General features: G+C 72.6%; 25 protein-coding genes. 5 read left to right on the plus strand and 20 right to left on the minus strand.

What is annotated here, in order from left to right; translation table 11 throughout:
• Positions 1-25: 25 nt before the first annotated feature.
• The 8 genes from KLI87_RS14050 to KLI87_RS14085 all read right to left on the minus strand — a co-directional run bounded on the left by KLI87_RS14050 (position 26) and on the right by KLI87_RS14085 (position 6299).
• Positions 26-898, minus strand: coding sequence for a F0F1 ATP synthase subunit delta (locus KLI87_RS14050; protein ID WP_156215980.1), 873 nt, complete (start codon positions 896-898; stop codon positions 26-28).
• Positions 895-1452: a F0F1 ATP synthase subunit B gene (locus KLI87_RS14055; RefSeq protein WP_156215979.1), complete on the minus strand. Its 558-nt coding sequence runs from the start codon at positions 1450-1452 to the stop codon at positions 895-897. The genes KLI87_RS14050 and KLI87_RS14055 overlap by 4 nt, the downstream gene beginning before the upstream one ends.
• A 34-nt stretch (positions 1453-1486) precedes the next feature.
• The gene (atpE, locus tag KLI87_RS14060; RefSeq protein ID WP_156215978.1) at positions 1487-1720 is read right to left on the minus strand and encodes an ATP synthase F0 subunit C; all 234 of its coding nucleotides are present in this window, start codon (positions 1718-1720) and stop codon (positions 1487-1489) included.
• A gap of 102 nt (positions 1721-1822) precedes the next feature.
• Positions 1823-2617, minus strand: a complete 795-nt coding sequence (atpB, locus tag KLI87_RS14065; RefSeq protein ID WP_214617242.1) for a F0F1 ATP synthase subunit A — start codon at positions 2615-2617, stop codon at positions 1823-1825.
• Positions 2618-2678: 61 nt separating this feature from the next.
• Entirely contained in the window at positions 2679-2903 is a 225-nt protein-coding gene (locus KLI87_RS14070) for a hypothetical protein (RefSeq protein WP_156215977.1), read from the minus strand.
• Positions 2904-3011: 108 nt separating this feature from the next.
• Entirely contained in the window at positions 3012-3431 is a 420-nt protein-coding gene (locus tag KLI87_RS14075; protein ID WP_214617243.1) for a hypothetical protein, read from the minus strand.
• Between the two features lie 443 nt (positions 3432-3874).
• Complete coding sequence (locus KLI87_RS14080; RefSeq protein WP_214617244.1) at positions 3875-5050, minus strand: glycosyltransferase family 4 protein; 1176 nt, start codon at positions 5048-5050, stop codon at positions 3875-3877.
• Between the two features lie 97 nt (positions 5051-5147).
• On the minus strand, positions 5148-6299 hold the full coding sequence (locus KLI87_RS14085) for a DUF2207 domain-containing protein (RefSeq protein WP_214617245.1): 1152 nt from the start codon (positions 6297-6299) through the stop codon (positions 5148-5150).
• Positions 6300-6428: 129 nt separating this feature from the next.
• Here KLI87_RS14085 and KLI87_RS14090 point away from each other — a divergent pair, with 129 nt between their 5' ends.
• The 5 genes from KLI87_RS14090 to KLI87_RS14110 all read left to right on the plus strand — a co-directional run bounded on the left by KLI87_RS14090 (position 6429) and on the right by KLI87_RS14110 (position 12640).
• Entirely contained in the window at positions 6429-8405 is a 1977-nt protein-coding gene (locus tag KLI87_RS14090) for a histidine kinase (protein ID WP_214617246.1), read from the plus strand.
• 199 nt (positions 8406-8604) lie between these two features.
• Positions 8605-9054, plus strand: coding sequence for a hypothetical protein (locus tag KLI87_RS14095; protein WP_156215972.1), 450 nt, complete (start codon positions 8605-8607; stop codon positions 9052-9054).
• A 538-nt stretch (positions 9055-9592) separates the two neighbouring features.
• Positions 9593-11533 carry a histidine kinase gene (locus tag KLI87_RS14100; protein WP_214617247.1) on the plus strand — a complete coding sequence of 647 codons (1941 nt, stop codon included), beginning with the start codon at positions 9593-9595 and terminating at the stop codon, positions 11531-11533.
• Positions 11530-12201 carry a response regulator transcription factor gene (locus KLI87_RS14105; RefSeq protein ID WP_214617248.1) on the plus strand — a complete coding sequence of 224 codons (672 nt, stop codon included), beginning with the start codon at positions 11530-11532 and terminating at the stop codon, positions 12199-12201. The genes KLI87_RS14100 and KLI87_RS14105 overlap by 4 nt, the downstream gene beginning before the upstream one ends.
• 115 nt (positions 12202-12316) lie before the next feature.
• Complete coding sequence (locus KLI87_RS14110) at positions 12317-12640, plus strand: hypothetical protein (protein WP_214617249.1); 324 nt, start codon at positions 12317-12319, stop codon at positions 12638-12640.
• A 60-nt stretch (positions 12641-12700) separates the two neighbouring features.
• Here the strand turns inward: KLI87_RS14110 and KLI87_RS14115 are convergent, their stop codons facing one another.
• The 12 genes from KLI87_RS14115 to KLI87_RS14170 form a co-directional block, all read right to left on the minus strand.
• On the minus strand, positions 12701-13396 hold the full coding sequence (locus KLI87_RS14115) for a hypothetical protein (RefSeq protein ID WP_156215969.1): 696 nt from the start codon (positions 13394-13396) through the stop codon (positions 12701-12703).
• Complete coding sequence (locus KLI87_RS14120; protein WP_214617250.1) at positions 13396-13602, minus strand: PadR family transcriptional regulator; 207 nt, start codon at positions 13600-13602, stop codon at positions 13396-13398. The genes KLI87_RS14115 and KLI87_RS14120 overlap by 1 nt, the downstream gene beginning before the upstream one ends.
• A 252-nt stretch (positions 13603-13854) precedes the next feature.
• Positions 13855-14694 (minus strand): L-threonylcarbamoyladenylate synthase, encoded by an 840-nt coding sequence (locus KLI87_RS14125; protein WP_214617251.1) that lies wholly within the window; start codon positions 14692-14694, stop codon positions 13855-13857.
• Between the two features lie 87 nt (positions 14695-14781).
• Entirely contained in the window at positions 14782-15642 is an 861-nt protein-coding gene (prmC, locus tag KLI87_RS14130) for a peptide chain release factor N(5)-glutamine methyltransferase (protein WP_156215965.1), read from the minus strand.
• Entirely contained in the window at positions 15639-16700 is a 1062-nt protein-coding gene (gene prfA / locus KLI87_RS14135) for a peptide chain release factor 1 (RefSeq protein WP_214617252.1), read from the minus strand. The genes prmC and prfA overlap by 4 nt, the downstream gene beginning before the upstream one ends.
• 108 nt (positions 16701-16808) lie before the next feature.
• Entirely contained in the window at positions 16809-17027 is a 219-nt protein-coding gene (gene rpmE / locus KLI87_RS14140) for a 50S ribosomal protein L31 (protein ID WP_021598595.1), read from the minus strand.
• 183 nt (positions 17028-17210) lie between these two features.
• Entirely contained in the window at positions 17211-17864 is a 654-nt protein-coding gene (locus tag KLI87_RS14145; protein ID WP_156215964.1) for a response regulator transcription factor, read from the minus strand.
• 116 nt (positions 17865-17980) lie between these two features.
• A complete protein-coding gene (locus KLI87_RS14150; RefSeq protein ID WP_308166001.1) occupies positions 17981-19381 on the minus strand; it encodes a sensor domain-containing protein in 1401 nt (466 codons plus the stop codon).
• A 329-nt stretch (positions 19382-19710) separates the two neighbouring features.
• On the minus strand, positions 19711-21840 hold the full coding sequence (gene rho, locus KLI87_RS14155; RefSeq protein WP_214617253.1) for a transcription termination factor Rho: 2130 nt from the start codon (positions 21838-21840) through the stop codon (positions 19711-19713).
• A 454-nt stretch (positions 21841-22294) separates the two neighbouring features.
• Positions 22295-23248 (minus strand): homoserine kinase, encoded by a 954-nt coding sequence (gene thrB / locus KLI87_RS14160; protein WP_214617254.1) that lies wholly within the window; start codon positions 23246-23248, stop codon positions 22295-22297.
• 115 nt (positions 23249-23363) lie between these two features.
• Positions 23364-24431 (minus strand): threonine synthase, encoded by a 1068-nt coding sequence (gene thrC / locus KLI87_RS14165; protein WP_214617255.1) that lies wholly within the window; start codon positions 24429-24431, stop codon positions 23364-23366.
• Positions 24432-24489: 58 nt separating this feature from the next.
• Positions 24490-25776 (minus strand): homoserine dehydrogenase, encoded by a 1287-nt coding sequence (locus tag KLI87_RS14170; RefSeq protein ID WP_214617487.1) that lies wholly within the window; start codon positions 25774-25776, stop codon positions 24490-24492.
• Between the last annotated feature and the right edge of the window lies 1 nt (position 25777).

Consider the following 25777-nt stretch of genomic DNA (forward strand, 5'->3'; position numbering starts at 1 on the left):
TCCCTTGGGGTCAGCCCGGCCGGCGTCAGCCGGTGCCGAGCCGCCGGCGGACATCGTCCAGCCGTCCGGCGATCGTGCCGTCGATGATCTCGTCCCCGATCTCGATCGACAGGCCGCCGATCGCCGTGGGGTCGAGCTCGATGTTCAGGTGTACGTCGTGGCCGTAGGCGGCGGCGAGCACCGCGGCCAGCCGGGCGCGCTGCTCCTCCGACAGCTCGGCCGGGGTGCGGACGAGCGCCACCAGCCGCTGCCGGCGCTGGGCGACGATCTTGCCGTACTCGGCCAGCCCGCCTTCCAGGCTACGTCCTCGCGGGCGCAGCACCAGCTCGGTGATCAGCGTCAGCGCGGACGGCGTGACCTTGCCCTCCAGCAGCGCCTGCACCAGGCCCAGCTTGCGCTCGTCCGGCAGACCGGGCGCGGCGAGCGCGCCGCGCAGCGCGATCTCGCTCTCGATGACCCGGGAGAACCGGAACAGCTCGTCCTCCAGGTCGTCGATGCGCCCCTCCGCCTCGGCGCGGGCGGCCTCGGCGGTGACCGCGAGGGTCTCCACCGCGTCCGACAGCTCCGACGGGCTCGACCAGCGCAGCCCCACGATGTCGGCGACCAGCCCGAGAGCGGCCGGCGACACCTTGCCCTCCAGCAGGATCCGCACGAGCTGCGCCTTGTCGGCGCCGTCGCGCGCCGGGTCGGAGACCGCCCGCCGCAGACCGTGCTCGCGGTCGATCAGGTGCAGCACCGCGAACAGGTCGCCGCCGAGCCCGGCGAGGTCGGAGCCGCCCGAGTCGGTCTGGGGGGACGAGCCCCCAGCCCCCCCGGCGACCGCCGAGGCGACGACCGACTCGAACCGCTCCCTGGCCTCGGCCAGCGACGCCCTGCTCACCGCTCCCGTGATGGTCATGATGTGATCTGCTCCTGCGTGCGCGCGCGCTCCTCAAGCTCTTCGAGGAACCGGTCGACCACCCGGCTCTGGCGGGCGCTGTCCTCCAGGGACTCGCCCACCACGCGGCCGGCCAGGTCGACCGACATCGCGCCGATCTCGGCCCGCAGCGACTGGAGCGCCTGCTGGCGCTCCGCCTCGATCTGGGCCTTGGCGGCGTCGATGATCCGGCGCGCCTCGGCCTGGGCCTGCTCCTTCATCTCCGCGATGATCTGAGCGCCCTGCTCCTCGGCCTTCTTGCGCAGCCGGGAGGCTTCGAGCTGACCGTCACGCTGCTGGGCCTGGTAGCTCTCCAGCGTCTGGCGAGCCTCTTCCTGGGCCTTCTCGGCCCGCAGCAGCCCGCCCTCGATCGCCTCGGTGCGCTCCTGGAGGGTCTTCTGGATGCGCGGGGTGAGGATCTTGCCGACGACGACCAGGACGACGAGGAACGCGAAGATCCCGACGACGAGCTCGTACGTGTGCGGGATGAGGGGGTTGCTTTCCTCCGCCGCGAGAACGGAAGCCGCTGTGATCATGTCTTCAGCCCTTCCTCGGGTAGGTGGCCCGCGATCAGACGCTCTGGAAGAGGAACGGCGCGACCAGGCCGATCAGGGCGAGCGCCTCGGTGAGGACGAAGCCCAGCATCATGTTGGTGCGGATCACGCCGATGAGCTCGGGCTGGCGGGCCATGGCGTTCACGCCCTGGCCGAAGATGATGCCGACGCCGATACCGGGGCCGATGGCGGCGAGGCCATACCCGATCGCGGTGACGTTGCCTTCGACGGCGGCGAGGACTCCCGTCATGGGTTCTTTCCTTTTCTGTCGGCCGGCGGAGTGTCCGCCGGTCTGGCTTGTCGAGCTGGTCGTCCGGGTCGCGCTGCCCTGGAGCGCCGCGTCCCGTGGGTCCTAGTGGTCCGCGTGCAGGCCGCTCTGGATGTACATGGCGGCGAGCATCGTGAACAGGAACGCCTGCAGGAACTGGATGAACATCTCGAACGCGGTCATCACGCAGGTCATGATCACGCCGATGATGCCGACACCGAACCCGAGGGCCGTTGGCTTCTCGAAGATGAACCAGAAGCCGACGAGGCTGAAGAACGCCAGGATCATGTGCCCGGCGAACATGTTGGCGAAGAGCCGCACCGCGTGCGTGAACGGCGCCAGGATGAAGGTCGAGAGGTACTCGATCGGCACCAGCAGGATGTAGATCGGCTTGGGCAGGCCCTTGGGGATCAGGTTCGTGAAGTACTTCACGGGGCCCTGGTTCTTGATGCCGAGGTACACCTTGAGGAAGTACACGCTGACCGCGAGCACGATCGGGAACGCGATGTGCGAGGCGATCGGGAACTGGATGACCGGGACGACCGAGAAGATGTTCCAGGTCCAGATCAGGAAGAACAGCGACATCAGCAGCGGCATCCACCGCTCGGTGTCCTTGCCCAGGAAGGGGCGCCCGATCTGGTCGCGGACGAAGACGTAGCCGTACTCGCCGACGTTCTGGATACCCCGGGGGACCAGCTTCGGCTTCGCGAACGCGCTCCAGCAGAAGACGCAGACGACGAGCGCGCCGACGACCGAGAAGACAAGGGGCTTGGTGAGCCACTCCGGGCCGCCGTCGAACAGCGGCGGGAAGTCGAAGAGCTCGGGGCCCGGGGCTTTGAACTCCTCCCCTCCGGAGGCGAGGACCGTCAGCGCGTTCACGCGGCGTTCCCTTCATCAATGTGGTGATGGATCACGTAGGCTTCCTCGGCGGCGAGGCCGCTCAGAGGGGATGGCGGCCGTACTTCACGTAGATCAGGTAGATGGCGAGCACGACGCCGATGATCAGGCCGATCGGGAAGAACCAGATCAGACCCGTCCACTTGGACAGCAACCAGCCGAGACCGCCCCAAATAGCCATCCCGGAGAGAAGGTAGCTGGGCGCGGACCAGGCGGCGTCGGCGAATTCCCGTTGGCCGTCCTCCGGCCGACGTTTCTGCTCGCTCATCGCGCTCCGGACGATAGCAGGCCATCCCGGCGGTGGTCATATTGGAGTAGTCCGACGGGGCCGGTGCCGGGGCCGGTACTGGAACCGGCGCGATCCGCGCTCGGTTCATCACGGGCTCCGGTCGAGCACGTTCTCGGGCTCGTCAATGTAGGGCCTCCCCCGCTGCATGGCGACGCGGAACTCGGCGGCGATCCAGGTCAGGGCGAGCCCGACGACCGTCCAGCCGAAGACGGCGGTGTCCCACGCCGAGACCCCGTCCATGGTCGTGACCAGCACCATCACCGCGAGGATCTTGACCACGTAGCTCGCCAGCGCGGCCAGCATCATGGTCTGCGAGGAGATCTTGGAGGCCCAGGCCACCGCCAGGGCGCTGATCGAGAAGAAGGCGATCACGACGACCGCCGCGAGGGCCGCCGCGAAGGCGCCCTTGGCGCCGGCGGCCAGCAGGCCGATCAGTACGGCGCCCACCCCGACACCCGCAGTCGGGATCGCGGCGCCGCGGAGGATCCGGGCGTCGGAAGGTTGCATGAGGGCTCCGGCTGGTCACGGTCAGTGTCCGTCTCTTGTTCGTGAAAGGTATCACAAGCGTCCGGAATGTCCACAATTACCCTAGAGGTAACGCGTTGAACCACCACCGGACCCGCCAGGCGGCCTCGCTCGCACCACGGACCTTAACCCAGGTCAGGAGGGAGATTCCGGCGGACGCCCCGAAGACGTCCCCCGGTGCGGGGATCGGGAGCGAACACACCGCGTGACGAACCGGGGGTGGTCTGCGTCACTACGAGGGGATTTCCGACCATTTACCCCAAGCGGCCGGTCTCACACACGGTTCGATGATGTTCGGCGAACAGTCACCCTCCGGACATTTCCCACGGGATCCGGGCCGTCCGCGGAACCGCCCCCGGCCCGACCGGCGCGATCGGACTAGATGGAACGGACTAGACCGGCCAGACCGGGATAAAAGGACGGGACTAAACCGGCATCGAGGGACGATCCGCCGGACGGTCGCTGCCCCCGGCCGGTGCGCCCCGCTCCGCGGCGCCGTTCCGGCGCCGGCGACGCCACGGGGTGGCGAGCATCAGCAGCATCCCGCCGAGCGCGACCACCAGCGTGGCCAGCAGCGTGATCAGCGCCTCCTTGAACACCGCGAGCGCGATCAGGCCGGAGCCGAGCAGGCCGACCCAGAAGTACATGATCAGGACGGCGCGGCGGGTGGAGTGCCCGAGTTCCAGCAGGCGGTGGTGCAGGTGCCGCTTGTCCGGCGCGAACGGCGACCTGCCCTGGTTGGTGCGCCGCCACACCGCGAGCAGCATGTCGGTGAACGGAACGGCGGCGACCGCCGGGACCAGCAGCAGCGGCACGTAGAAGGGGAACAGCCCGCCCGCGAGCACGGCCGGGTCGAACCGTCCGGTCAGCATGATCGTGGACGCGCTGAGCAGCAGCCCGATCAGCATCGAGCCGGTGTCGCCCATGAAGATCTTGGCGGGGCTGAAGTTGTGCGGCAGGAAGCCCGCGCACATCCCGAACAGGATCGCGGCGGTGAGCGTCGCGCCGCTCAGCGTCGTCATCCCGTGGCTCTTGGACAGCAGGTAGGCGTAGATGAACAGGGCCAGCGCGGCGATCCCGACGACGCCCGCGGCCAGGCCGTCCAGGCCGTCGATGAAGTTCACCGCGTTGATCGTCGCGACCACGATGAAGACCGTGAGCGGCACCCCGTAGGCGGGGGCCAGCGTCAGCGGCTCGCCGGTGGGCAGCGGCAGCGCGTAGATCTGGATGCCCTGCATGATGAAGATCCCGCCGGCGGCGACCTGGCCCGCGAACTTGGTGAGGGCGTCGACCTCCCAGCGGTCGTCGGCCATCCCGATCAGCACGATGAGGCCGCCCGACATCAGCAGCGCCCGGCCGACGTCCACCTCGCCGTCGCCGAGGTACTTGCGCATCTCCGGCAGGCCCGAGGCGACGATCAGCGCGGCCACCATCCCGCCGAACATCGCGAGGCCGCCGAGCCGGGGGGTGGGGATGACGTGCACGTCGCGGTCGCGGGGCACGGCCTGCGCGCCGAACCACACCGCGAACCGCCGGACCGTGGGGGTCAGCAGGTAGGCGACGAGGGCGGCGACGAGGATGGTGAGCAGGTACTCCCGCACTCCCCTGCGCCCCCCTCCGCCGTGTTGGCCCGGTCCACACGTCCGTTCGCCACTGGTAGACGATCGCGCGGGGCGTTCGGTTCGCCCCGGCGACCGATCAACTGTAGTCCTCCCCGAGCGTGCCCGCCGCATGTTGGTTCATCCCGTACCGGCGGGCCCGTGCCACCGCGGCCCCGACGATCATGAGGGCGAGCCCGGCGAGGCAGCGGTCGCCCAGCGAGAACGCCCACGGGCCGTGCTCGGCCACGTCGTCGCCGAGGTCCGCCACGACCAGCAGCACGCCGGTCGCGACGAGCGCGCGCCCCGCCCGCCGGGAGGGCACCGGGCGCCGCGCCGCCAGCGCCATCGCCCCCACGGCCAGCGCGAGCACGCCCGTCCCGGCCCACGTGCCCGTCCAGTGCGGGGGCGCGTACCGGGGCGGCGGCACCGCGATCGCCCGCTTGGGCAGCCGGACCCGGACGGTCATCCCCTCGTGCGGGCGGAGCCCGCTCTGGGTGAAGTCCACCGCGTAGGGGCCGTCGCGGTGGCGCAGGCACCGGGTGGTCAGGCCGGGGGTGCCCGCGTTGCAGGTCGCGTGCCGCAGCGGCACCGGCGCCTCCACCCGCACCGCCGCGTTCCCGATCGGAACGCCCCAGTCGTCGCCGATCGCGTCCCACACCAGCTCGTCGTGGTCGGGACGGGGGGTGAACACCCACGCCATGTCGTACTCGATCACGTACGCCTGCCGTCCGCGGACCTCGCGGTCCCGGTCGCCGACGCTGATCTGCACGTCGTGCAGCAGCTTGAGCGTCCGCGCGCGGGCGGGGGCGCCGGTCGAGGAGCTGGTCCGGACGTCGCGGACGTCGTAGAGCCGGTCCGCGTGCCGGAACGGGACGCGCCGCACGATCCCGTGCTCGCCGCCGCGCGCGAAGTCGTAGGTGATCGTCTCCCTGACCTGGAGGATCCCGTCGGTGCGGAGGGTCAGGCGGACGTCGTAGGCGGGGATGCTCTCCGGCGCGGCGGGCTCCGGCGCGGCGGGCTCCGGCGCGGCGGGCGCGGCGGCCGGCGGGTGCGCGGACGAGGCGGGCCGCGGGTGTGCGGGCGCGGCGGCTCGGAGGCGGTCGGGCGCGGGCGAGGCGCGGGCGGGCGAGGACGAGGCCGGGGCGGGAGCGGGCACGGGCGGGGGCTGGGCGCGCGCGGGCAGGCCGAGCAGGGCGAGCACCAGCGGGACCCCCGCCGCGACCACCGTCCCACGGAGACGACCACGCACGTCAGGCATCGTTTCACCGAATGGGCCGAGGGGTTGGCGTAACGGAACGACTACCCGGCCGTTCCGGCTTCACGCCCCCTCCTTGCGTGGCACGTCAACGCGGAGCAAATCACCCGTAAGGTCGTTCGCGTGGGGAAACGGGGGAAGCGGAAGGCGGAGGTCACACGGCCGCCGGGCGTGCCGAGGGGGGCGACGCCGTGGCCGGGCGTGGCCGACTTCGCCGTGCCCGCGGGGCTGGCGGTCCTCCAGCTCGGCGGGACCTGGGGGCTCGCGGAGCTGAACGACCTGCGGGTGGCCCAGGGGCGCTGGATGCTCACGATCGCCTGCGTGCTCGCCGGCTGCGTCGCGCTGATCTGGCGGCGGGCGGCGCCCGAGCCGGTGCTCGCGGCGGCGATCGCCTGCTCGGCCGGCGCCGTCCTCGCGATGGGCACCACCGACAGCCTGGTCAGCGGGCTCGCGGACAGCGTCGCCCTCTACACGCTCGCGGTCCACCGCGGCCGCGTCCGGGCGATGGCCGGCGGGGCGGTCACCGGCGCGGTGTCGGTCGCCTCGGTCGTGCCGCTCCAGCACAGCCCGGCGGAGGTCGCGCTCAACGCCATGCTGAGCGTCCTGTCCGCCGTGGTGATCACCGCGCTGGGGCAGCTCAGGGCGGAGTACAAGCGGCGGCGGCGGGCGCTCGCCGAGCAGCTCGCCGAGGCGGAGCGGGCCCGACGGGCCGCCGCGGGTTCCGAGCGCGAGCGCCTCGCCCGCGACCTGCACGACGTCGCGGGCCACCACCTCAGCGCCGTCGTCGTGCACAGCGGCGCCGTCGCGCGGGGCGGCGATCCCGCGATGGCGCGGGAGGCGCTGTCGGCCGCCGCCGACACCGGGCGCGACGTCCTGCGGGCGCTGACCCGGCTGGTGGACGTGATGGGCCCGGACGTCCCTGACGGCGGCCTCGGCACCAGCCTCCCCCAGCTCTGCCAGGGCCTCACCCGGCTCGGCGTGCCCGTGTCGCTGGTGGTCGGGGGACGCGCGCGGAAGCTGCGTCCCGAGGTGAGCACGGCCGCGTACCGGATCGTCCAGGAGTCGCTCACCAACGCGATGCGGTACGCGCCGGGCGCACCGGTGACGGTCGAGGTCGGCTACGTCCCCGGGGCGGTCGAGTTGACGGTCGCGAACGAGGCGCCGGGCAAGGACACCACCGTCCCCTCCCTCGGCACCGGGCGCGGGATCTCCGGCATGGGCGAGCGGGCGCGGTCGCTGGAGGGCACCCTCACCGCGGGCCCGTCCGGCGGCGGCTGGACGGTGCGCGCCTCGCTGCCGACCTCGTCGGGGAAGGTGCGGCGCCGTCCGGGCTGGCCGGAGGTGCTGGACGCGACGGTCGCCGCCGGCTGCGCGACCGCGCCGCCGCTGCTGGCCTTCACCCCGCCCGAGCCGCTCCTCGGCAGCGCCTCGCCCGGTCTGGCGGCGCTGATCATCGGCCTGCTCCTGCTGCGCGGCGTCCCGCTGTGGTGGCGCCGCCGCGCCCCCTACCTGGTGCTCGGAGCGCTCGCCGCCCTGGACATCGCCGCGGCGCTCACCGTGGGCGCGCACTCCCAGCAGTTCCTCGCGCTGCTGCTGATCGGCGCCCCCGCCGAGATGGTCGCGGTCTACGCGGTCGCGGGCCACGCCCGGCGCGGCCCGACCTGGCCCGCGGCGCTCGTCGGCGCCGTCCCGTGGGCGGTGACGTTCACGACGCTGATCGTCACCGACCCGGAGACGGAGCAGACGTCCGGCGTCATCCCGTTCGGACTCGGGACCGGATGGGGTTTCGGTCTGCTCGTGCTGCTGCCGTTCTGGGCGTGGGGCAGGGCCGTCACGGGACGGGGCCGCCGCTGGGAGGCGACGGCCCGCGAGACGATGGCGGCGCGCGAGGGCGAGGCCGTCCAGGCGGAGCGGAACCGGGTGGCGCTCGGGTTGCGCGCCACCGTCCTGGACCACACCGCGCGGCTGGTGCGCTCGGCCGAGGCCGGCCTGTCGGGCACCGGCGAGGATGTGAAAGCGGCCCTGGAGGCCGTCACCGAGCTGGCCCGCGCCGCGCTGCTGGACATGCGGGCCCTGCTCGACGCCCTCGAACGCGAATGACATCCGTGTGATTCTGATCATAGTGGACCCCCGCGCGGAGGCCCTCCATGACCGTTGGACGGCCCACAGGGCGTAGCGGTTCGCCGGATCGCCGGTTTCGGCCATCCCCTCCCCGACCTAAGCTCCCGATAAAAATGATCTTGCTCGTCCTGCTAGGTTTCCCCGCTAAACCCGAGAAAAGCAGAATACGGAGGGACCAATGCGGCGAATCGCAGCCGTGGCGCTGGCCGCGGGCACCCTGATGACCGGCGTGGCCGCCATCAGCACCCCCGCCAACGCGACCGTCACCACCAAGGCCGCCGCCGCCCCCAAGTGGGTGCCGTACAACTCCTACGGCAACATCCGCGCGTGGGGCACCTACAGCCGCTCCGGTGGCAACACCTACGTGAAGGGCTACCTGGCCGACGACAAGAAGAACGGCTACACCGCCTGCGTCCGCTTCAAGTTCACCGAGGGCAGCAGGGTCTACTGGTCCCGCCACAAGATCGTCGGTGTGAGCAGCAGCGGCTCCCAGTACAACTACGACGGCCGGGCCACCGTCAGCATCTCCACCAGCTCCACCTACGGCAGCCACCTGTGGGTGCAGGAGTGCGGCCGGAGCAAGAAGACCGGCAAGTACTACTACGGCAAGGGCAAGCAGCTCTTCTGATCCCGCGCCACACCCCGCATTGAGTCACAGGGGCCCCGCCGCACCGCGGCGGGGCCCTCTCCATTCCCCCCGAATTCCGGCCGCCCCCGCGCACCCCAAGCCCAAAGAATTGATCCCCTGAAAGGGCGTCCGGAACCGGTCACCGCCCCTTCAACTCGCGCGTCAACGCGGCAAGCGCCCGCGACCGCGCAGACCGAACCGTCCCCGGCCGAATACCCATGGACCGCACGGTCAGCGCCTCACGCTGCCAGCCCAGGGACGCCGCCAACAGGGCGAGTCCGGTGTCGCCCGTACGAGGCGACAAGGCCGCGACCATGGAGCCGACCAGGGGCTACCCAAGGCACGCGTGTTCCGAGGATGAAATCTAACTAGTATCTTGACTAGCGGTCATTGATTGAGTAGTTCACGCTTCCTCTGATCATGGGGCGGAATTTCATGCGCGGCTCCCACCCGGCTTCGCTCCTCCGGATCGGGCCGGCGCGGATACTTCACTGTCCGAAATTCCGCTTCGGAATCCGCATTCCCGTAAGGTCATCCTGTGGGGGCGGACCAGGAACGCGGGCGCCGGCCGCGCGCCGCCGACTGGGGTGTGCCGCTACTGCTCGTGTGCGCCGAACTCACCGCCATCTGGCTGCTCGCCGACAAGAGCGGCGAACCGCTCGGGCGGGCCCGCTGGGCCGGCGCCGGGGCCGCGGTCGCGCTGGCGGCGACGACGCTGGTATGGCGCCGGGTCGCCCCATGGCCGGTCCTGGTGGCGACGGTGCTGCTCAGCGCATTCGGCATCGTGGTGGCAGGCGACACGGACGCGCCGGCGGGCGGGATGGCCGACGGTGTCGCGCTCTACTCGCTGGCCGTGTCCCGGGCCCGGCGGCAGGCGGTCATCGGCTGCCTGCTGGCCTTGGCCGTCGCCTTCGCCGCCGATCTGCCCGAGTCGCGGGAGCCGGGCGAGCTGGTGTCCAACGGTGTGTTGGACTCCGTCTGCTACCTGGGCATCCTCGCGTTCGGCCAGTTGCGGCGGCAGCGCGAGGCCGTGCGCCGGAGCCGACTGGCCAAGATCAGACGGGAGCACCGGCACGCCGCCGAGGCGGAACGCGAGCGCCTCGCCCGGGACCTGCACGACGTCGCGGGCCACCACCTCAGCGCGGTCGTCGTGCACAGCGGCGCCGCCGCCCGCGCCGGCGACCCGAAGCTGATCCGCCAGGCCCTCGCGGGCGCCGCCGAGACGGGACGCGAGGTGCTGACGTCACTGAGCCGCCTGGTGGACGCGGTGAGCCCGCAGGCCGAGGGCGGCGGCGGGCTGAGGGAGCTGCTTCCGCAGCTGTGCCAGGGGCTGAACCGGCTCGGCGTCCCCGTGGCGCTGACCGTGGAGGGGAGGGCGCGCAAGCTGCCCGCCGAGGTCACCACGGCTTCGTACCGGATCGTCCAGGAGTCCCTCACCAACGTCATGCGCTACGGCTCCGGCGGCCCGGTCCGGGTGATCGTCCGCTACCTTCCCGGGGCGGTGGAGTTGGCCGTCGAGAACGAGATGCTCGCGGGCGTCCGGGCCGTCCCGTCCTTCGGCACCGGGCGGGGCATCGACGGCATGCGGGAGCGGGCGTCCCGGCTCGGCGGCGACCTCGGCGCGGGACCGGCCCCCGAAGGCGGTTGGCTGGTGACCGCCCGGCTCCCGGCGACGACCGCGTCCGATCACGGCACGGGATGGCCGGAGATCCTGGACGCGGTGACGATCGCCTTCTGCGCGGCCCCGCGCGCGCTCGGCCTCGTCCCGCCGGAACCGCTCGCGTCGGGATGGCCGGTCGGCTGGGTGGCGCTGATCGCGGCGGCGCTGGCCGTCCGCAGCGCCCTCCTGTGGTGGCGGCGCCGCGCTCCGTATGCCGCGTTGTCGGCGCTCACCGCCGTGGACGCGGTCCTGATGGTCGTGGCCGCGCTGTGGTCCGTTGATGCCCTGGTGCTGTTCGTCCTCGGCTGCCCGGCACAGTTGGTCGCGGTCTACTCGGTCGCGTGCTACGGACGAGCCGTCCCGCGGACCTGGCATGCGCCGCTCCTCGCCACGCTTCCCTGGGGTATCGGCCTGGGAACGGCGCTGGCGGCCGACCCGGAGGTCTCGGCGGACGGCGCGGGGCCCGCCCCCTTCCTCTTCGGGTTCGCCGTCGCCTGCCTGGTCACCGTCCCCTTCACGGCGGCGGTGTGGGCCTGGGGCACGGCGGTCGCGACCAGGAGCCGCCGCTGGGAGACCACCGCGCTGGACGCCGCGTCCGCCCGGACGGGCGAGGTCGTCCACGCCGAACGGACCCGCGTCGCGGCGGGGCTCAGCGGTACCGTGCTGGATCGCACGGCCCGGCTGACCCGGGCCGCCGAGAGGGGCCTCGCCGGCGGCGACCGCGACGCGCGAGCGGCGCTCGACGTGGTCGCCGGACAGGCGCGAGCCGCTCTCACCGACATGCGCGGCCTGCTGGAGTCGCTGGAGGAGAAGGCGTGAGCATCCGGGTCCTGGTGGTGGACGACCAGGCCGTCGTCCGGGTGGGGTTCGCGGCGATCGTCGACGGCGAGCCCGACATGGAGGTCGTCGGCCAGGCGGGGGACGGCGCCGAGGCGCTGCGGTTGGAGCCCGAACTGCTGCCCGACGTGGTGCTGATGGACATCCGGATGGGCGGCATGGGCGGGTTGACGGCCACCGCGGAACTGGCCGCCCGCCGGTCGTCCGCGCGAGTGCTGGTGCTCACCACCTTCCATCGCGACGAGTACGTCTACGGCGCGCTGCGCGCCGGGGCGTCCGGCTTCCTGCTCAAGGACTGCGACCCGCAGGAGCTCGTGGACGCCATCCGGACCGTCGCCGGGGGCGAGGCGCTTCTCGCGCCCACCGTGACGCGACGCCTCATCGACGCGTTCGCCGCCGGCGAGGTCATCGCGCCGCCGGCCGGTGACGCACGGCTGGAACTGCTCACCCGCCGCGAGCGCGACGTCCTGCTCCACGTGGCCCGCGGACTCAGCAACACCGAGGTCGGCGCGGCGCTCGATATCGGCACCGCCACCGTCAAGACCCACGTCAACGCGATCCTCGGCAAGCTCGACCTGCGGGACCGGGTCCAGGCCACGATCTTCGCCTACGACGCCGGGCTCGTCCGTCCCGGAGACCGCCCCTCCTGACCGGCGCCGCCGGCCGCCTCCACCCCAGGGTCGACCCGCGGCCTATCGGAGGGTCGAGGAGGCTCCCTCCCCCGGCAGGACGCGCCGGGGGGCACGGGCGCGGTTCCCTTGACTCATGACGCAGGAGGAAACGAGGCCGGGCCCCGGCGAGCGGGCCGACGAGAAGGCGGTCGCTCAGGAGCGGGAACCGGAGGACGGATTCGACACCTCCTGGATCCCGCCCGCCCTCCTCTTCCTGGCGGCCAAGGGGGCACGAGCCATCGACGACGAGGGCTTCTGGGGTTGGACGGCCATGGGGCTCGGCCTTCTCGCGGCGGCCGTCAGCGTGGCGGTGATCGTGCGGGCCGTCCACCGGAGGGCGTACGAAACGTTGATCACCGGGGTCGTGGGGGTGGCGTTCATGGCGGCCGTCGCCTACGCCAAACACGACCTCCTCTGACCGGGCGGCACGACCTCTCGACGGCCCGCCATCCCGCCGCGCCACCGCCGACCAGGCGGGTCAGAGGAGCAACGCGCGCCGCGTCGACTCGGCGGGTCCCGGTGCCGGGCGGGAGCGGCGGACTATCGCCGTGCGGGCCGCTCCGGCGGCGGCGACCACGGCGGCGAACGGGACCGCGATCTCGGTCAGCACCACGCCGAGGCCGTAGGGGTAGTTCCAGTGCCGGGCCACCAGGGCGGTGGAGGCCGCGGCGCCGAGCGCGATCAGGGGCAGCAGCACGGCGAGGACGCGCACGGTGGCCCCGCGCGCCGCGTCGGCGTGGAACCTGAGGACGGCGGAGGCCGCGGCGAGGGCGCCCGCCCAGGTGGCCACCGCGCTGACCGCGAAGAGCAGGGCGACCAGCCAGTTCGGCGAGTGGATGCCCTCGGGGTCGCGTCCGACGACCTGCGCCAGGTCGGCGCTGGCCAGGCCGAACACCGCGAACATCCCGGCGAAGGGGCCCGGCAGCACGCCGAGCAGGACCGCGAGCATGAGGCGGCCCGTCCGGTACCGCAGGGGTACCGCGCCCCGCTCCGAGGCCCACGCGCGGGCGAAGCCGGTCGGGTCGCCGCCGACGAACGACTGCGGGTCCCGGCCGTCCCGCCGCGCGGCGTCGAGGTCGGCCGCGAGTTCGGCGGCCATCTCGGCGGCGTCCTCGCGGGAGACGCCGATGCGCCGCCAGGTGCGCCTGCACTGCCCCACCACGTCGCGTGGCATCACGATTCCCCTTCCCTGGCCCCGCCGCCATCGCCGGGGCCGAGCGTTCGCGCCGGCTCGGCCACGCGGGCGAGGACGGCCTGGACACCATCGGTGAGCAGCGCCCACTCCCGCGACCACGCGGTGAGCGCCGCGCGTCCCTCCCCGGTCGGGCGGTAGTACTTGCGCGCGGGGCCGCCGTCGCCCTCGACGAGGTAGGACTCCACGAGCCGGCGGGGAGGTCTCGGCCGTGCTCTTCGGGGCGGCGCGCGGCGTCCACGCGATCGGCGAGGACGGCGTGCGGCGGTGGACGGCCCTCGGCCTGGCGGGGCTCGGGGCGGCCGCGAGCCGTGGCGGTGATCGTGGCGGCGGTCCGGCGGCGCGCCTACGGGACGCTCATGGCCATCGCCGCGGCCGCGGTGTCCGTCGGGGCCGTCGCCTACGGCACCGGCGATCTTCGCTGACGGCGCGGGCGGGGACTACTCGGCCGGGGTGTCCTTGGTCAGGGACGGCTTGGCGGCGGGGGCGTCGCCCTCGGGCTCCTCGCCCGCGGGAGTGGTCGGCTCGTCCGCGGGCGCGGGCTTGGTGAGGGAGGGCTTGGCCTCGGACGCGGCGGACGGCGCCTCAGCGGCGTCCTCAGCGGCGTCCTCGGCGCTCTCCTCCTCGGGGGCGTCGTCGTCGGTCAGCAGGACGCCGACCACCGAGCGGATCTTCTCCTCGGAGATCGCGCCGGCGCGCAGCAGGCGCGGGACCGAGCCGGTCAGGTCGACGATCGTGGACGCTTCGGAGTGGCCGGACGGGCCGCCGTCGAGGTAGACCGAGACCGAGTCGCCGAGCATCTTCTCCGCCTCGGCGGCGGTGCGCGCGGCGGGCTGCCCGCTCAGGTTGGCGCTGCTGACCGCGAGGGGGCCGGTCTCCTTGAGGAGTTCGACGGCCAGTTCGTGCATCGGCATGCGCAGCGCGACCGTGCCCTTGGTCTCGCCGAGGTCCCACATGAGGTTCGGGTTCGCGCGGCAGATGAGCGTGAGGGCGCCCGGCCAGAACTCGTCGATCAGGTCCTGCCCGTAGGTGCCGAGATCCTCCACCAGGGCGGTCGCGGCGCGGACGGAGCCGACCAGGACGGGCGGCGGCATCTCGCGGCCCCGGCCCTTGGCGTCGAGCAGGGCCTCCACGGCGGGCGGCATGAACGCGTCGACGCCGACGCCGTACACGGTGTCGGTCGGCAGGACGACCAGCTCCCCGCGCCGCGCGGCCGCGAACGCCTCGGCGATCCCGCGGGTACGCTCCATCGGCTCGGAACAGTCATAACGTCGGCTCACGGTCGCCCGTCTTCCCATCTGCGCGGCGCTCGTCGGTACGGCACGCCCCAGGATATCCGTGCTCGCGCGCCGAGCGCGCCCCCGAGGTCAGTCGGATCGCAGGCGGGCGGTGACGAACCGGTCGCGGTTGGTCAGATCGCGCCGGTTGCGGACGTCCCGCCAGCCGTTCTCCTCCGCGAAGATCCAGTACACGCCGTTGCCCTGGAGGTCGCTGTGCTCGACCGCCGCGTACCCGCCCGGCCGCAGGAGGCGGCGCGCGGTGCGCTCCACGACCCGGATCGCGTCCAGGCCGTCGTCGCCGCCGCCCCACAGCGCGTCGGCGGGATCGTGGTCGCGCACGTCGGGCGGCACGTACTCCCACTCGCTCATGGGGATGTAGGGCGGGTTGCTGACGACGAGGTCGACGGTGCCGTCCAGCTCGGTGAGCGCGGCGCCGAAGTCGTCCAGGTGCAGGCGGACGCGGCCGCGCTCGTCCAGCTCCTCGATGTTGCGGGTCGCGTGCACGAACGCGGTGGGGTCCTTCTCCACCGCGTGGACGCGCGCGCGGGGCGCCTCCAGCGCGATCGACAGCGCGATGGCGCCCGAGCCCGTGCCGAGGTCGACGACGAGGGGGTCGCGGACGTCCATGTCGCGGAGCGTCTCCAGCGCCCACCCGACCATCACCTCCGTCTCCGGACGGGGGACGAACACTCCCGGGCCGACCTTCAGCTCCAGGTAGCGGAAGAACGCACGGCCCGTGATGTGCTGCAACGGCTCGCCGGCCTCGCGCCGCGCGACGAACTCCCAGAACCGCGCGTCGAACGAGCTGTCGGGGACGCCGTGCAGCTCCGAGCGCTTCACGCCGTGCACGGCCGCCGCCAGCTCCTCGGCGTCCGCACGCGGGGAGGCGGCCCCGGCGTCGGCGAGCCGCGCCGTGGCCCTGGCGATCTCGTCGAGCAGCAGTTTCATGATCCTTGGGCTTCGGCCAGCCGGCGTTCCATGTCGGCGTCGACCAGCGCCTGGGTCACGTTGTGCAGGTCGCCGTCCAGCACCTGGTCGAGGTTGTAGGCCTTGTAGCCGACGCGGTGGTCGGAGATCCGGTTCTCGGGATAGTTGTAGGTGCGCACCCGTTCGGACCGGTCGACGGTGCGGACCTGGCTCTTGCGCTCGGCCGAGGCCGCCGCGTCCGCCTCCTCCTGCGCCATCGCCAGCAGCCGGGACCGCAGGATCCGCAGCGCCTGCTCCTTGTTCTGGAGCTGGCTCTTCTCGTTCTGGCACGAGACGACGACGCCGGTGGGCTGGTGGGTGATGCGCACGGCGGAGTCGGTGGTGTTCACGCTCTGGCCGCCGGGGCCGGACGAGCGGTACACGTCGATCCGCAGGTCGTTCGGGTCGATCTGGACGTCCACGTCCTCGGCCTCGGGCGTCACCAGCACCCCGACGGCGCTGGTGTGGATGCGCCCCTGGGACTCGGTGGCGGGCACGCGCTGCACCCGGTGGACGCCGCCCTCGAACTTCAGCCGCGTCCAGGCGCCGTCCTCCTGGCCCTTCGCCTTCACCGCGACCGTGACGTCCTTGTATCCGCCCAGGTCGGACGGATGGGAGTCGAGGACCTCGGTCTTCCAGCCGACGCGCTCGGCGTAGCGCAGGTACATCCGGAGCAGGTCGCCGGCGAACAGCGCGGACTCCTCGCCGCCCTCCCCCGCCTTGACCTCCAGGATGACGTCCTTGTCGTCGTTCGGGTCGCGCGGGACGAGCAGCCGCCGCAGCCGCTCCTCCAGGTCCTCCTGGCGCCGCTCCAGCTCGCCCGCCTCGACGGCGAACGCCTCGTCCTCACCGGCCAGCTCGCGCGCCGCGGCGAGGTCGTCCCCGGTGGAGGACAGCTCGCGGTAGGTCTCGACGATGGGCCGCAGCTCCGCGTAGCGCTTGCCGAGCTTGCGCGCCAGGTTCTGGTCGGCGTGGACGGACGGGTCGGCGAGCCGTCCCTCGATGCCGACGTATTCGCTGATCAGTTCGTCGAGATTCACGGTGTGTCCTGGCCCGTCCCGGCCCCCGAGCCCGGGTGCCGACTCCGAACGGCCCGGGAACCTGGAGAGTCCCCGGGCCGTCCCTGTGGTCGCGGTGCGGCGCTCGTCCTACTTGCCGGCCTTCTTCTTGCCGAAGCGCTGCTCGAAGCGCGCCACCCGGCCGCCGGTGTCGAGGATCTTCTGCTTGCCCGTGTAGAACGGGTGGCAGTTGGAGCACACGTCGGCGTGGATCACGCCGTTCTCGGCGGTGCTCCGGGTCTCGAAGGTGTTGCCGCACGTACACGTCACGGTCGTGACGACGTAGTTCGGGTGAATGTCCGGCTTCATGGACTCTCTCCTCGCTCGGGCGGTCGCCGGGCGCCCCCGACCCACATGGCGGCGCCATGGGAGATGTGGGAAGCGTGAACCGGTACCGCAGCGGTTGCACTCCAAGTGTGCCAGATACCCGAACGTGCCGAGGTCACCGGTCATTCCCGATCTTGCCCGCCGGCCCCGCGGCGGCCCGCCGGATCAGACGTCGGCGCGGCCCAGATACGCCAGAACGGCCATGACGCGGCGGTGCCCGCCCTGCGCGGGCTGGAGGTCCAGCTTCATGAAGATATTGGAGATGTGCTTCTCCACGGCCCCCTCGGTGACGACCAGGTCGCCCGCGATGGCGCCGTTGGAGCGTCCCTGCGCCATCAGCCCGAGGACCTCTTGCTCGCGCGGCGTCAGCGCCTTCAGCGGGTCGCCGGTGCGGCGCCGTCCGAGGAGCTGTCCGATGACCTCCGGGTCGATGACCGTGCCGCCCGCCGCGATCCTGCGGACCGCGTCGATGAACTCGGCGACGTCCGACACCCGCTCCTTCAGCAGGTAGCCGACGCCCTCGGCGCCGCCGCCGATCAGGTCCGTCGCGTACCGCTCCTCCACGTACTGCGACAGGACGAGGATCGGCGTCCCGGGCCTGCGCTCCCGCACCGCCAGCGCCGCCCGCAGCCCCTCGTCGGTGAAGGAGGGCGGCATCCGCACGTCCACGATCGCGAGGTCGGGCCTGTGCTCGTCGACGATGCCGAGCAGGCCGGGCCCGTCCCCGACCGTCGCCGCGGTCTCGATCCCCGCGTCCTCAAGCAGCCGGACGAGCCCTTCCCGCAACAGCACCGAGTCCTCGGCGATCACAACCCGCATGCGCCCCATTATCGGGCCTCACCGCCCCGCCCGGCCCCGCGACGGGAAAGGCCGCCGGACGTTCTCCCCCCGAAGGACGTCCGGCGGCCGGGGGCGGGTCGCGGAAAACCGGGGTCCTACCAGGTGCAGGGAAGGTCGGCGCGGATGATGGTGGGGCCGCCGGGAGGGCTGTCGACGATCAGCATGCCGTCGATGGTCGCGGCGCGGTCGGCCAGGCCGGACAGCCCGCCCTCGGGACGCGCCGTGGCGCCGCCGACGCCGTTGTCGATCACCTCGACGACGACCCAGGCGTCCTCGCGGGCGACGCGGACGGAGGCGCGGGTCGCGCGGGCGTACTTGGCGATGTTGGCCAGGGACTCGGCGACGATGAAGTAGGCGATGCTCTCGACGGCCGCGGGCGGGCGCTCCGGCAGGTCGACGTCGACCTCGACGGGGACGGGGGCGCGGGCCGCGAGGCCCGAAAGGGCCGGGTCGAGGCCGCGGTCGGTGAGGATCGCCGGGTAGATGCCGCGGGCGAGGTCGCGCAGCTCGGAGATCGCCTCCTTGGTGCCCGAGTGCGCCTGCTCGATGAGGGCGCGGGCGCCGTCGGGGTCGTCCTCCAGCTTGGCGCGGGCGCGTCCGATGTCCATCGCGACGGCCAGCAGCCGCTGCTGCGCGCCGTCGTGCAGGTCGCGCTCGATGCGGCGCCGCTCGAACTCGGCCGCGTCCACGCCGCGCGCCCGGCTGGCCTGGAGGTGCGCCGTCCGCTCCCTGAGCTGCCTGTTCTCGGCCTGGGACCTGCTCAGCCCGAGGAGCGCCTTGGCCGCCACGGCGTGGCCGATGGCCAGCACGCGGGTCGCGTAGATCGCCAGGAGGAGGAAGACGAGCCCGCCCGCGCAGATGGGAATGGCCTCAACCGGGTTGCCCGCCCAGTACGAGACGGGCCCGAGGTTGACCTCCACGCCGCCGTCGTCGTCCAGCGCGATGATCAGCGGCATGAACAGCATCGTGATCGTCCCCGCCCAGACCACCGCCGAGACCGCGAACTCGATCAGCGTGATGGGGAACAGCAGGCCCAGGTAGAGCAGGTCCTTCCAGGTGGCGGGGTCGGCCGCCATGGTCCTCAGCTTCTTCAGCGGGTTGAGGCCCGCGGGCAGCCGCCGGTAGGGGCTCGGGATCGAGACCCCGAACGCGGCCCGGACCAGGCCGCGCTCCAGCACCGCGCCGAACCGCCACGCGATCATCATCATCGCCAGCAGCGGCAGCCCCACCCAGATGATCATCAGGGCGAGCGAGAGCGAGAGGCCCACGACCAGGACGACGAACCAGCCGAGCCCGAACACCAGGCTGACGGCGAGATAGAGGGCCGACCGCCATGTCAGCGACGAGGTGACCATGGCGAGCGGGCTCCAGCCGCCGTCCATGACGCCGCCGGTGAAGCCCTTCGCCACGCCGTCGCCGACGCGCGCGGCGGCCCTGCGCGCCCCGCCCCGCACCGCGCCCGTCGGGGTGCCGGAGTCCCTGCTCAGCTCGCCCACGTCGTCCCTCCGTGCCGTTCAACCGTATGCCTCAAGACTGCCGGTCACGCCGCCTGACCACCATGAAGTCCTCCGCCGCTTTCATGGTGGGGTTAGCCCCACCATGCCCCCTGGGGCGGCACGCGGGCCGAACGCGTCCGGAACGCTCCAACGAGGCGCGCTCCCGCCGGGGCCCCGAAGCGGACGGACGTGCCGTCCGGCCCCGGCGTGCTCCAACGGCGAGCGCCCCCGTCCGGCGAGGCGGACGGGGGCGCTCGGCGAGCCGTGCCGCGCGCCCGCACCGTGCGGGTGCGGGCGCGCGGGCGGATGCTCGGCGGTCGTGCGAAGGGTCAGCGGTCGTCGGAGACCGTGGTCTTCTGGACCTGGAGCAGGAACTCGGCGTTGGACTTGGTCTCCTTCATCTTCTCGATGAGCAGTTCCAAGGCCTGCTGGGTGTCGAGCGCGTGCAGCACCCGGCGGAGCTGCCAGACGACCCGCAGCTCCTCCGGCGCCATGAGGATCTCCTCCTTGCGGGTGCTGGACTGGTCGACGTCCACCGCCGGGAAGATGCGCTTGTCGGCCAGCGACCGGTTGAGCTTGAGCTCCATGTTGCCGGTGCCCTTGAACTCCTCGAAGATGACCTCGTCCATGCGGGACCCGGTCTCCACCAGCGCGGTGGCGAGGATCGTCAGCGAGCCGCCGTTCTCGATGTTGCGCGCCGCGCCGAAGAACCGCTTGGGCGGGTACAGCGCGGTCGAGTCGACACCACCGGACAGGATGCGTCCGGACGCGGGCGCCGCCAGGTTGTACGCGCGGCCGAGACGGGTGATCGAGTCGAGCAGCACGACGACGTCGTGGCCCAGCTCCACCAGCCGCTTGGCACGCTCGATGGCCAGCTCGGCGACCGTGGTGTGGTCCTCGGCGGGACGGTCGAAGGTCGAGTGGATGACCTCGCCCTTCACCGTCCGCTGCATGTCGGTGACCTCTTCCGGACGCTCGTCCACCAGGACGACCATCAGGTGGCACTCCGGGTTGTTCTTGGTGATCGCGTTGGCGATCGCCTGGAGCACCATGGTCTTGCCCGCCTTGGGCGGCGACACGATCAGCCCGCGCTGGCCCTTGCCGATCGGCGACACCAGGTCGATGATCCGCGTGGTCAGGATGCCGGGGTCGGACTCCAGCCGCAGCCGCTCCTGCGGGTACAGCGGGGTCAGCTTGCTGAAGTCGACGCGGCCCTTGGCCTGGTCGGGCTCCATGCCGTTGACGGTGTCGAGCCGGACGAGCGCGTTGAACTTCTCGCGCCGCTCGCCCTCGCGCGCCTGCCGGACGGCGCCGGTGATGACGTCGCCCTTGCGCAGCCCGTTCTTGCGGACCTGCGCGAGCGAGACGTACACGTCGTTGGGCCCGGGCAGGTAGCCGGTGGTGCGCACGAACGCGTAGTTGTCGAGGATGTCGAGGATGCCCGCGACCGGGATCAGGACGTCGTCCTCGGTGATCACCGGCTCCTCGAAGCGGTCGCGCCCGCCGCGGCCCCGGTTGCGCTCGCGGAACCGGCGCCCGCGCCGTCCCCTGCCGCCGCTCTCGTCGTCGTCGCTCTGGCCGCCGCCCTGGCTCTGGCCGCGCTGGCGGCCGCCCTGGTCGCCGCGGTCGCCGCGCTCGCTCCGGTCGCCCCGGTCATTGCGGTCGCCGCGCTCCCCCCGCTCGCGGGCCTCGCCGCGCTCACGGCCGCGGCCGCGCTGGCGTCCGCCGCCCTCGCGGCCCTCACGGCCGCCGTCGCGTCCGCCGCCTTGGGACTCGCCGTCCTCGGCGCCCCCCTGCGCGGCGGCGGGCTCGCGGTGCCGGTCGCCGCGCTCGCCCCGGTCGGAGGTCCCCCGGTCCTGCCGGTCGTTGCCCGACCGCGCGCCCTGGCGGCCGCCCTGCCGCTCCTCGCGCCCGGCCCGCTCGGGCTTGTCGGACGCCTTCTCCGCGGCCTTGTCGGAGGCCGGGGCGGTCTGCGTCTGGTTCTGAACCTGGGCCGCCGGTGCCTGCGTCTGCGCCTGGACGGGCTGCTCGGCCGGTGCCGCCTGCGCGGCCGGCGTGCTCTGCTCGGCCGCCGGGGCGGCCTCGGCGATCGTGACCTGGTCGTCGGAGACCTGCTTGGCGGCCGTGGAACGGGTCCGCCGGGTGCGCTCGGTCTTCACCGTGGCAGCGGCTCCCTGCTCCCCCGCCGAGCCCTGCGCCTGGCCGCCCTGCTTCTCCTGGATGGCGGCGATGAGCTGGCTCTTGCGCATCCCGGTGGTACCGGTGATGCCGAGGCTGGACGCGAGCGCCTTGAGCTCGGGCAGCACCATGGCCGAGAGGCCGGTGCCCTGCCGGCGGCGCCGGGGGGTGGCGGCGGGCTCCGCGGTGGGCGCCGCGGTGGGCGCCGCTCCGGCCGGGGCGGCGTCGGCCGCGGGTGGCGTGCTGGATGCGTCCGTAAGGAGTTCGCTGGATTCGCTCACTAAGGGTCCTTCCCAGGGAGCGGGCGTTGGCCGGCGTTCGGCCAGTCAACCCGGTGGTGCGGCCCGGCGGGGGCGCCGAGTCGGGCTCCGCTGATCACGATGGCACCGCGATCGGCGGGTTCTGGGTACAGCCAGATGGTGGTCGGGACGGTTCGCTCGTGCGCGACCCCCGTCACCGCCACGTCCGAAGTTTCGCTGGAATGCCTGACAACGGGATGTCACGGTGTCGGGGAGCCTGGTACGCGGGACCGACACGACCGGAGGGCCGAACAGGCGACGCGCGGCTGACGAGCACGCTGCCCCGAACGGGGCATCTGGTGCGGCATTCAGCCTAACATCACCAGGGCACACTGCTATTCCCCAGAGGTCGATGTCTTCGCATTTTACCTAGCTGGATCTTGCCGGATCCCACACCGGCCGGAGCGGCGCGGCGGCTCCGCCCCCGGAGCCGGCGTCAGTGCCGGACCTGTGCCTCACCGGCCATGACACGGGCGCCACGGGTCGCGACGTCCAACGGGTGTTCGTGCCACCCATTACCCACTTCCGGGCCCATCGAATCAACTTGTGATGCGGTTGTGAAGGCCAGGACAGTAGGCCCCGCCCCGGAAATCACTGCCGGCACACCAGCCGCACGCAGACGCGCGACGAGTGCGGCCGAGTCCGGCATGGCGGGGGCGCGGTAGTCCTGGTGGAGACGGTCCTCGGTCGCGTCCAGGAGCACCGTGGGATCGAGCCCGGCGGTGAGCGCGGCGATGAGCAGCGCGGCGCGTCCGGCGTTCGCGGCGGCGTCGCCGTGCGGGACGGTTTCCGGCAGCAGTCCCCGCGCGCGCTCGGTGGCGAGGCGCTGCTCGGGGACGAACGCGATGACGTGTTCGACGCGCGACTTCAACCGGACGAGCCTCGGGCCCGCCGCACCCGTCCACGCGATTGTGAGACCGCCCGCGAGGCAAGGCGCGACATTGTCGGGATGCCCCTCGTGCTCCGTCGCGAGACGGAACGCGCCCTCGTCGCCGAGGAGTTTCCCACCGGGATGCAGCGCGCGCGCCGCGACGATACCGGCGACTATCGCGGCCGAGGACGATCCGAGGCCGCGGCTGTGCGGGATCCGGTTGCGGCACCGCAGCCGGATGCCTTTCGGCTGCCCCATGATGGGCGCGCCTTCCGCCGCGGAGAGTTCGTCCAGTACGTCGAAGGTATGGCGCAGCACTTTCACGATGAGGTGCCGCTCGCCCCGGTCGGCGACCTCGGCGCCCTCGCCGTCCACCTCGATGGACAACTCCTCGCCGGTGACCGCGACCTCGACGTCGTCGTAGAGCGACAGCGCGAGCCCGAGCGAGTCGAAACCCGGGCCCAGGTTGGCGCTGGTGGCCGGTGTGCGCACCAGGACCGGATCGTTCGGCCAGCTCATCGCCGCCCCTTCGCAGTGAAGCCTCGCGGTAGAACGGCGCGACCGCCGCCACCGAAAATGGAGACCGCCTTGACGACGTTCGAACAACGCCTTCAGGCCGCCCTGGCGCGGACCCTCAGGTGAGCCCCAGGGCGGACGCCGCGGCGTGCGCGTCGACCTTGACGACGGTCGGGGCGGGCGCGCCGGAGATGGCCCAGTCGGGGTCCTTGAGGCCGTTGCCCGTCACCGTGCACACGACCCGCGCGCCGGGCTCGACCACGCCGCGCTCGCTCGCCTGGAGCAGCCCCGCCACGCTCGCGGCGGACGCGGGCTCCACGAACACGCCCTCCTCCCTGGCCAGCAGCCGGTAGGCGGCCAGGATCTGCCGGTCGGTGACGGAGTCGATCGCGCCGCCCGACTCGTCGCGCGCGGCGATCGCCAGGTTCCAGGACGCGGGGTTGCCGATCCGGATGGCGGTCGCGATGGTCTGCGGCTTCAGGACGGGTTCGCCCTTCACGAAGGGGGCCGCGCCGCTCGCCTGGAAGCCGAGCATCCGGGGCGTCCGGGTGGAGGCGCTGTCGGCCGCGTACTCCTTGTAGCCCATCCAGTAGGCGGAGATGTTGCCCGCGTTCCCCACGGGGAGGCAGTGGACGTCCGGCGCGTCGCCCAGCGCGTCCACGATTTCGAACGCGGCGGTCTTCTGCCCCTGGAGGCGGTACTTGTTGACGGAGTTGACCAGCGCCACCGGGTAGTCGATCGCCAGTTTCTGGGCGAGTTCCAGGCAGTCGTCGAAGTTGCCGTCCACCTGGAGGAGCCGGGCGCCGTGCACCAGGGCCTGCGCGAGCTTGCCCATGGCGATCTTGCCGTTCGGGACGAGGACCGCACAGGTCATCCCGGCCCGCACCGCGTACGCGGCGGCCGAGGCCGAGGTGTTCCCCGTGGACGCGCAGATGACCGCCTTGGCGCCGTCCTCGGCGGCCTTGCTGATCGCCACCGTCATCCCGCGGTCCTTGAAGGAACCGGTGGGATTGGCGCCCTCCACCTTGAGGTACACCTCGCAGCCGGTCAGCTGCGAGATCCGGTTCGCCTGGAGAAGCGGCGTGCCACCCTCCAGCAGGGTGACGACGGGCGTCGCCTCCGTCACCGGCAGGCGGTCGCGGTACTCCTGGATCAGGCCACGCCACACCCGAGCGTTCGCGTTCACGTCGTTCTCCTTGATGACCTGCGATGTCGTGCGGAATTCTACCGGGGTGACCCCGCAGTCACTCCTCGCCCTCGACCCGCATGACGCTCGCGACCTCGCGGACCATCTCCAGCCCGCGCAGCACCTCCACCGTCGCCGACAGCGCCGCGTCCGGCGCGCGGTGGGTCACCACGACCAGCTGCGCCTCCTCGCCCAGCCCCACCTGGCGGACGGCCTGGATCGACACGCCGTGCCGGGCGAACTCCTCCGCGACCGTCGCGAGGACGCCGGCCTCGTCCGCGACGTCCAGCTGGATGTAGTAGCGGGTGACCGTCTCCCCCATGGGCAGGACGGGGAGCTTCGCGTAGGTGACCTCGACCGGTCCGGGCGTGCCGCCGACGACGTTGCGCGCGACCGCGACCAGGTCGCCCAGGATCGCGGACGCCGTGGGCGCTCCCCCGGCGCCCGCCCCATAGAACATGAGCGATCCGGCCGATTCCGCCTCTACGAACACCGCGTTGTACGCCTCGCGGACACTCGCCAGGGGATGCGACCGGGGAATCATCGCCGGGTAGACGCGCACGGATACGCCGCGTCCGTTCCGTCCGCCCTCGGAGGGGACGCGCTCGCAGATGGCCAGGAGCTTGACGACGCAGTCCATGCCCTTGGCGCCGGCCACGTCGGCGGCGCTCACCTCGGTGATGCCCTCGCGGTGGACGTCCGCGGCGCCCACCGGGGTGTGGAAGGCGAGCTGCGCGAGGATCGCCGCCTTGGCCGCCGCGTCGAAACCCTCCACGTCGGCCGTCGGGTCCGCTTCCGCGTACCCGAGCGCCTGGGCCTCCTCCAGGGCGTCGTTGAACCCGGCGCCGTGGGTGTCCATCTGGTCGAGGATGTAGTTGGTCGTGCCGTTCACGATGCCCAGCACCCGGTGGACGTGGTCCCCGACCAACGACTCCCTCAGCGGACGCAGCAGAGGGATGGCCCCCGCCACGGACGCCTCGTAGTAGAGGTCGGCCCCGTACTCCCGGGCCGCCGCGAACAGCGTGGCGCCGTCCTCGGCGAGCAGCGCCTTGTTGGCGGTGATGACCGACTTGCCGGTCTTCATCGCCTCCAGCATCAGCGTCCTGGCCGGCTCGATCCCGCCGATGACCTCGATCACGATGTCGACGTCGTCCCTGGTCACCAGCCCCTGGGCGTCGGTCGTCAGCAGCTCCTCCGGGACGCCGGCGCGGACCTTGTCGGGACGGCGCACCGCGATCCCCGCCAGCTCCAGCGGAGCCCCGACGCGCGCGGCCAGATCGACGGCCTGCTCGCGCAGCAGCCGGACGACCTCCGTGCCGACGACGCCACATCCGAGCAGCGCCACC

The sequence above is a fragment of the Actinomadura sp. NEAU-AAG7 genome (genome assembly GCF_018603865.1).
Taxonomy (GTDB): Bacteria; Actinomycetota; Actinomycetes; order Streptosporangiales; family Streptosporangiaceae; genus Spirillospora; species Spirillospora litoris.

Bases quoted from the DNA above. Each gene is read 5' to 3' on its own strand.
- KLI87_RS14050 (WP_156215980.1), bottom strand. From the start codon at position 898: ATGACCATCACGGGAGCGGTGAGCAGGGCGTCGCTGGCCGAGGCCAGG.
- KLI87_RS14055 (WP_156215979.1), bottom strand. From the start codon at position 1,452: ATGATCACAGCGGCTTCCGTTCTCGCGGCGGAGGAAAGCAACCCCCTC.
- atpE (WP_156215978.1), bottom strand. From the start codon at position 1,720: ATGACGGGAGTCCTCGCCGCCGTCGAAGGCAACGTCACCGCGATCGGG.
- KLI87_RS14070 (WP_156215977.1), bottom strand. From the start codon at position 2,903: ATGAGCGAGCAGAAACGTCGGCCGGAGGACGGCCAACGGGAATTCGCC.
- KLI87_RS14075 (WP_214617243.1), bottom strand. From the start codon at position 3,431: ATGCAACCTTCCGACGCCCGGATCCTCCGCGGCGCCGCGATCCCGACT.
- KLI87_RS14095 (WP_156215972.1), top strand. From the start codon at position 8,605: ATGCGGCGAATCGCAGCCGTGGCGCTGGCCGCGGGCACCCTGATGACC.
- KLI87_RS14110 (WP_214617249.1), top strand. From the start codon at position 12,317: ATGACGCAGGAGGAAACGAGGCCGGGCCCCGGCGAGCGGGCCGACGAG.
- KLI87_RS14115 (WP_156215969.1), bottom strand. From the start codon at position 13,396: ATGCCACGCGACGTGGTGGGGCAGTGCAGGCGCACCTGGCGGCGCATC.
- prmC (WP_156215965.1), bottom strand. From the start codon at position 15,642: ATGAAACTGCTGCTCGACGAGATCGCCAGGGCCACGGCGCGGCTCGCC.
- rpmE (WP_021598595.1), bottom strand. From the start codon at position 17,027: ATGAAGCCGGACATTCACCCGAACTACGTCGTCACGACCGTGACGTGT.
- KLI87_RS14145 (WP_156215964.1), bottom strand. From the start codon at position 17,864: ATGCGGGTTGTGATCGCCGAGGACTCGGTGCTGTTGCGGGAAGGGCTC.
- thrB (WP_214617254.1), bottom strand. From the start codon at position 23,248: ATGAGCTGGCCGAACGATCCGGTCCTGGTGCGCACACCGGCCACCAGC.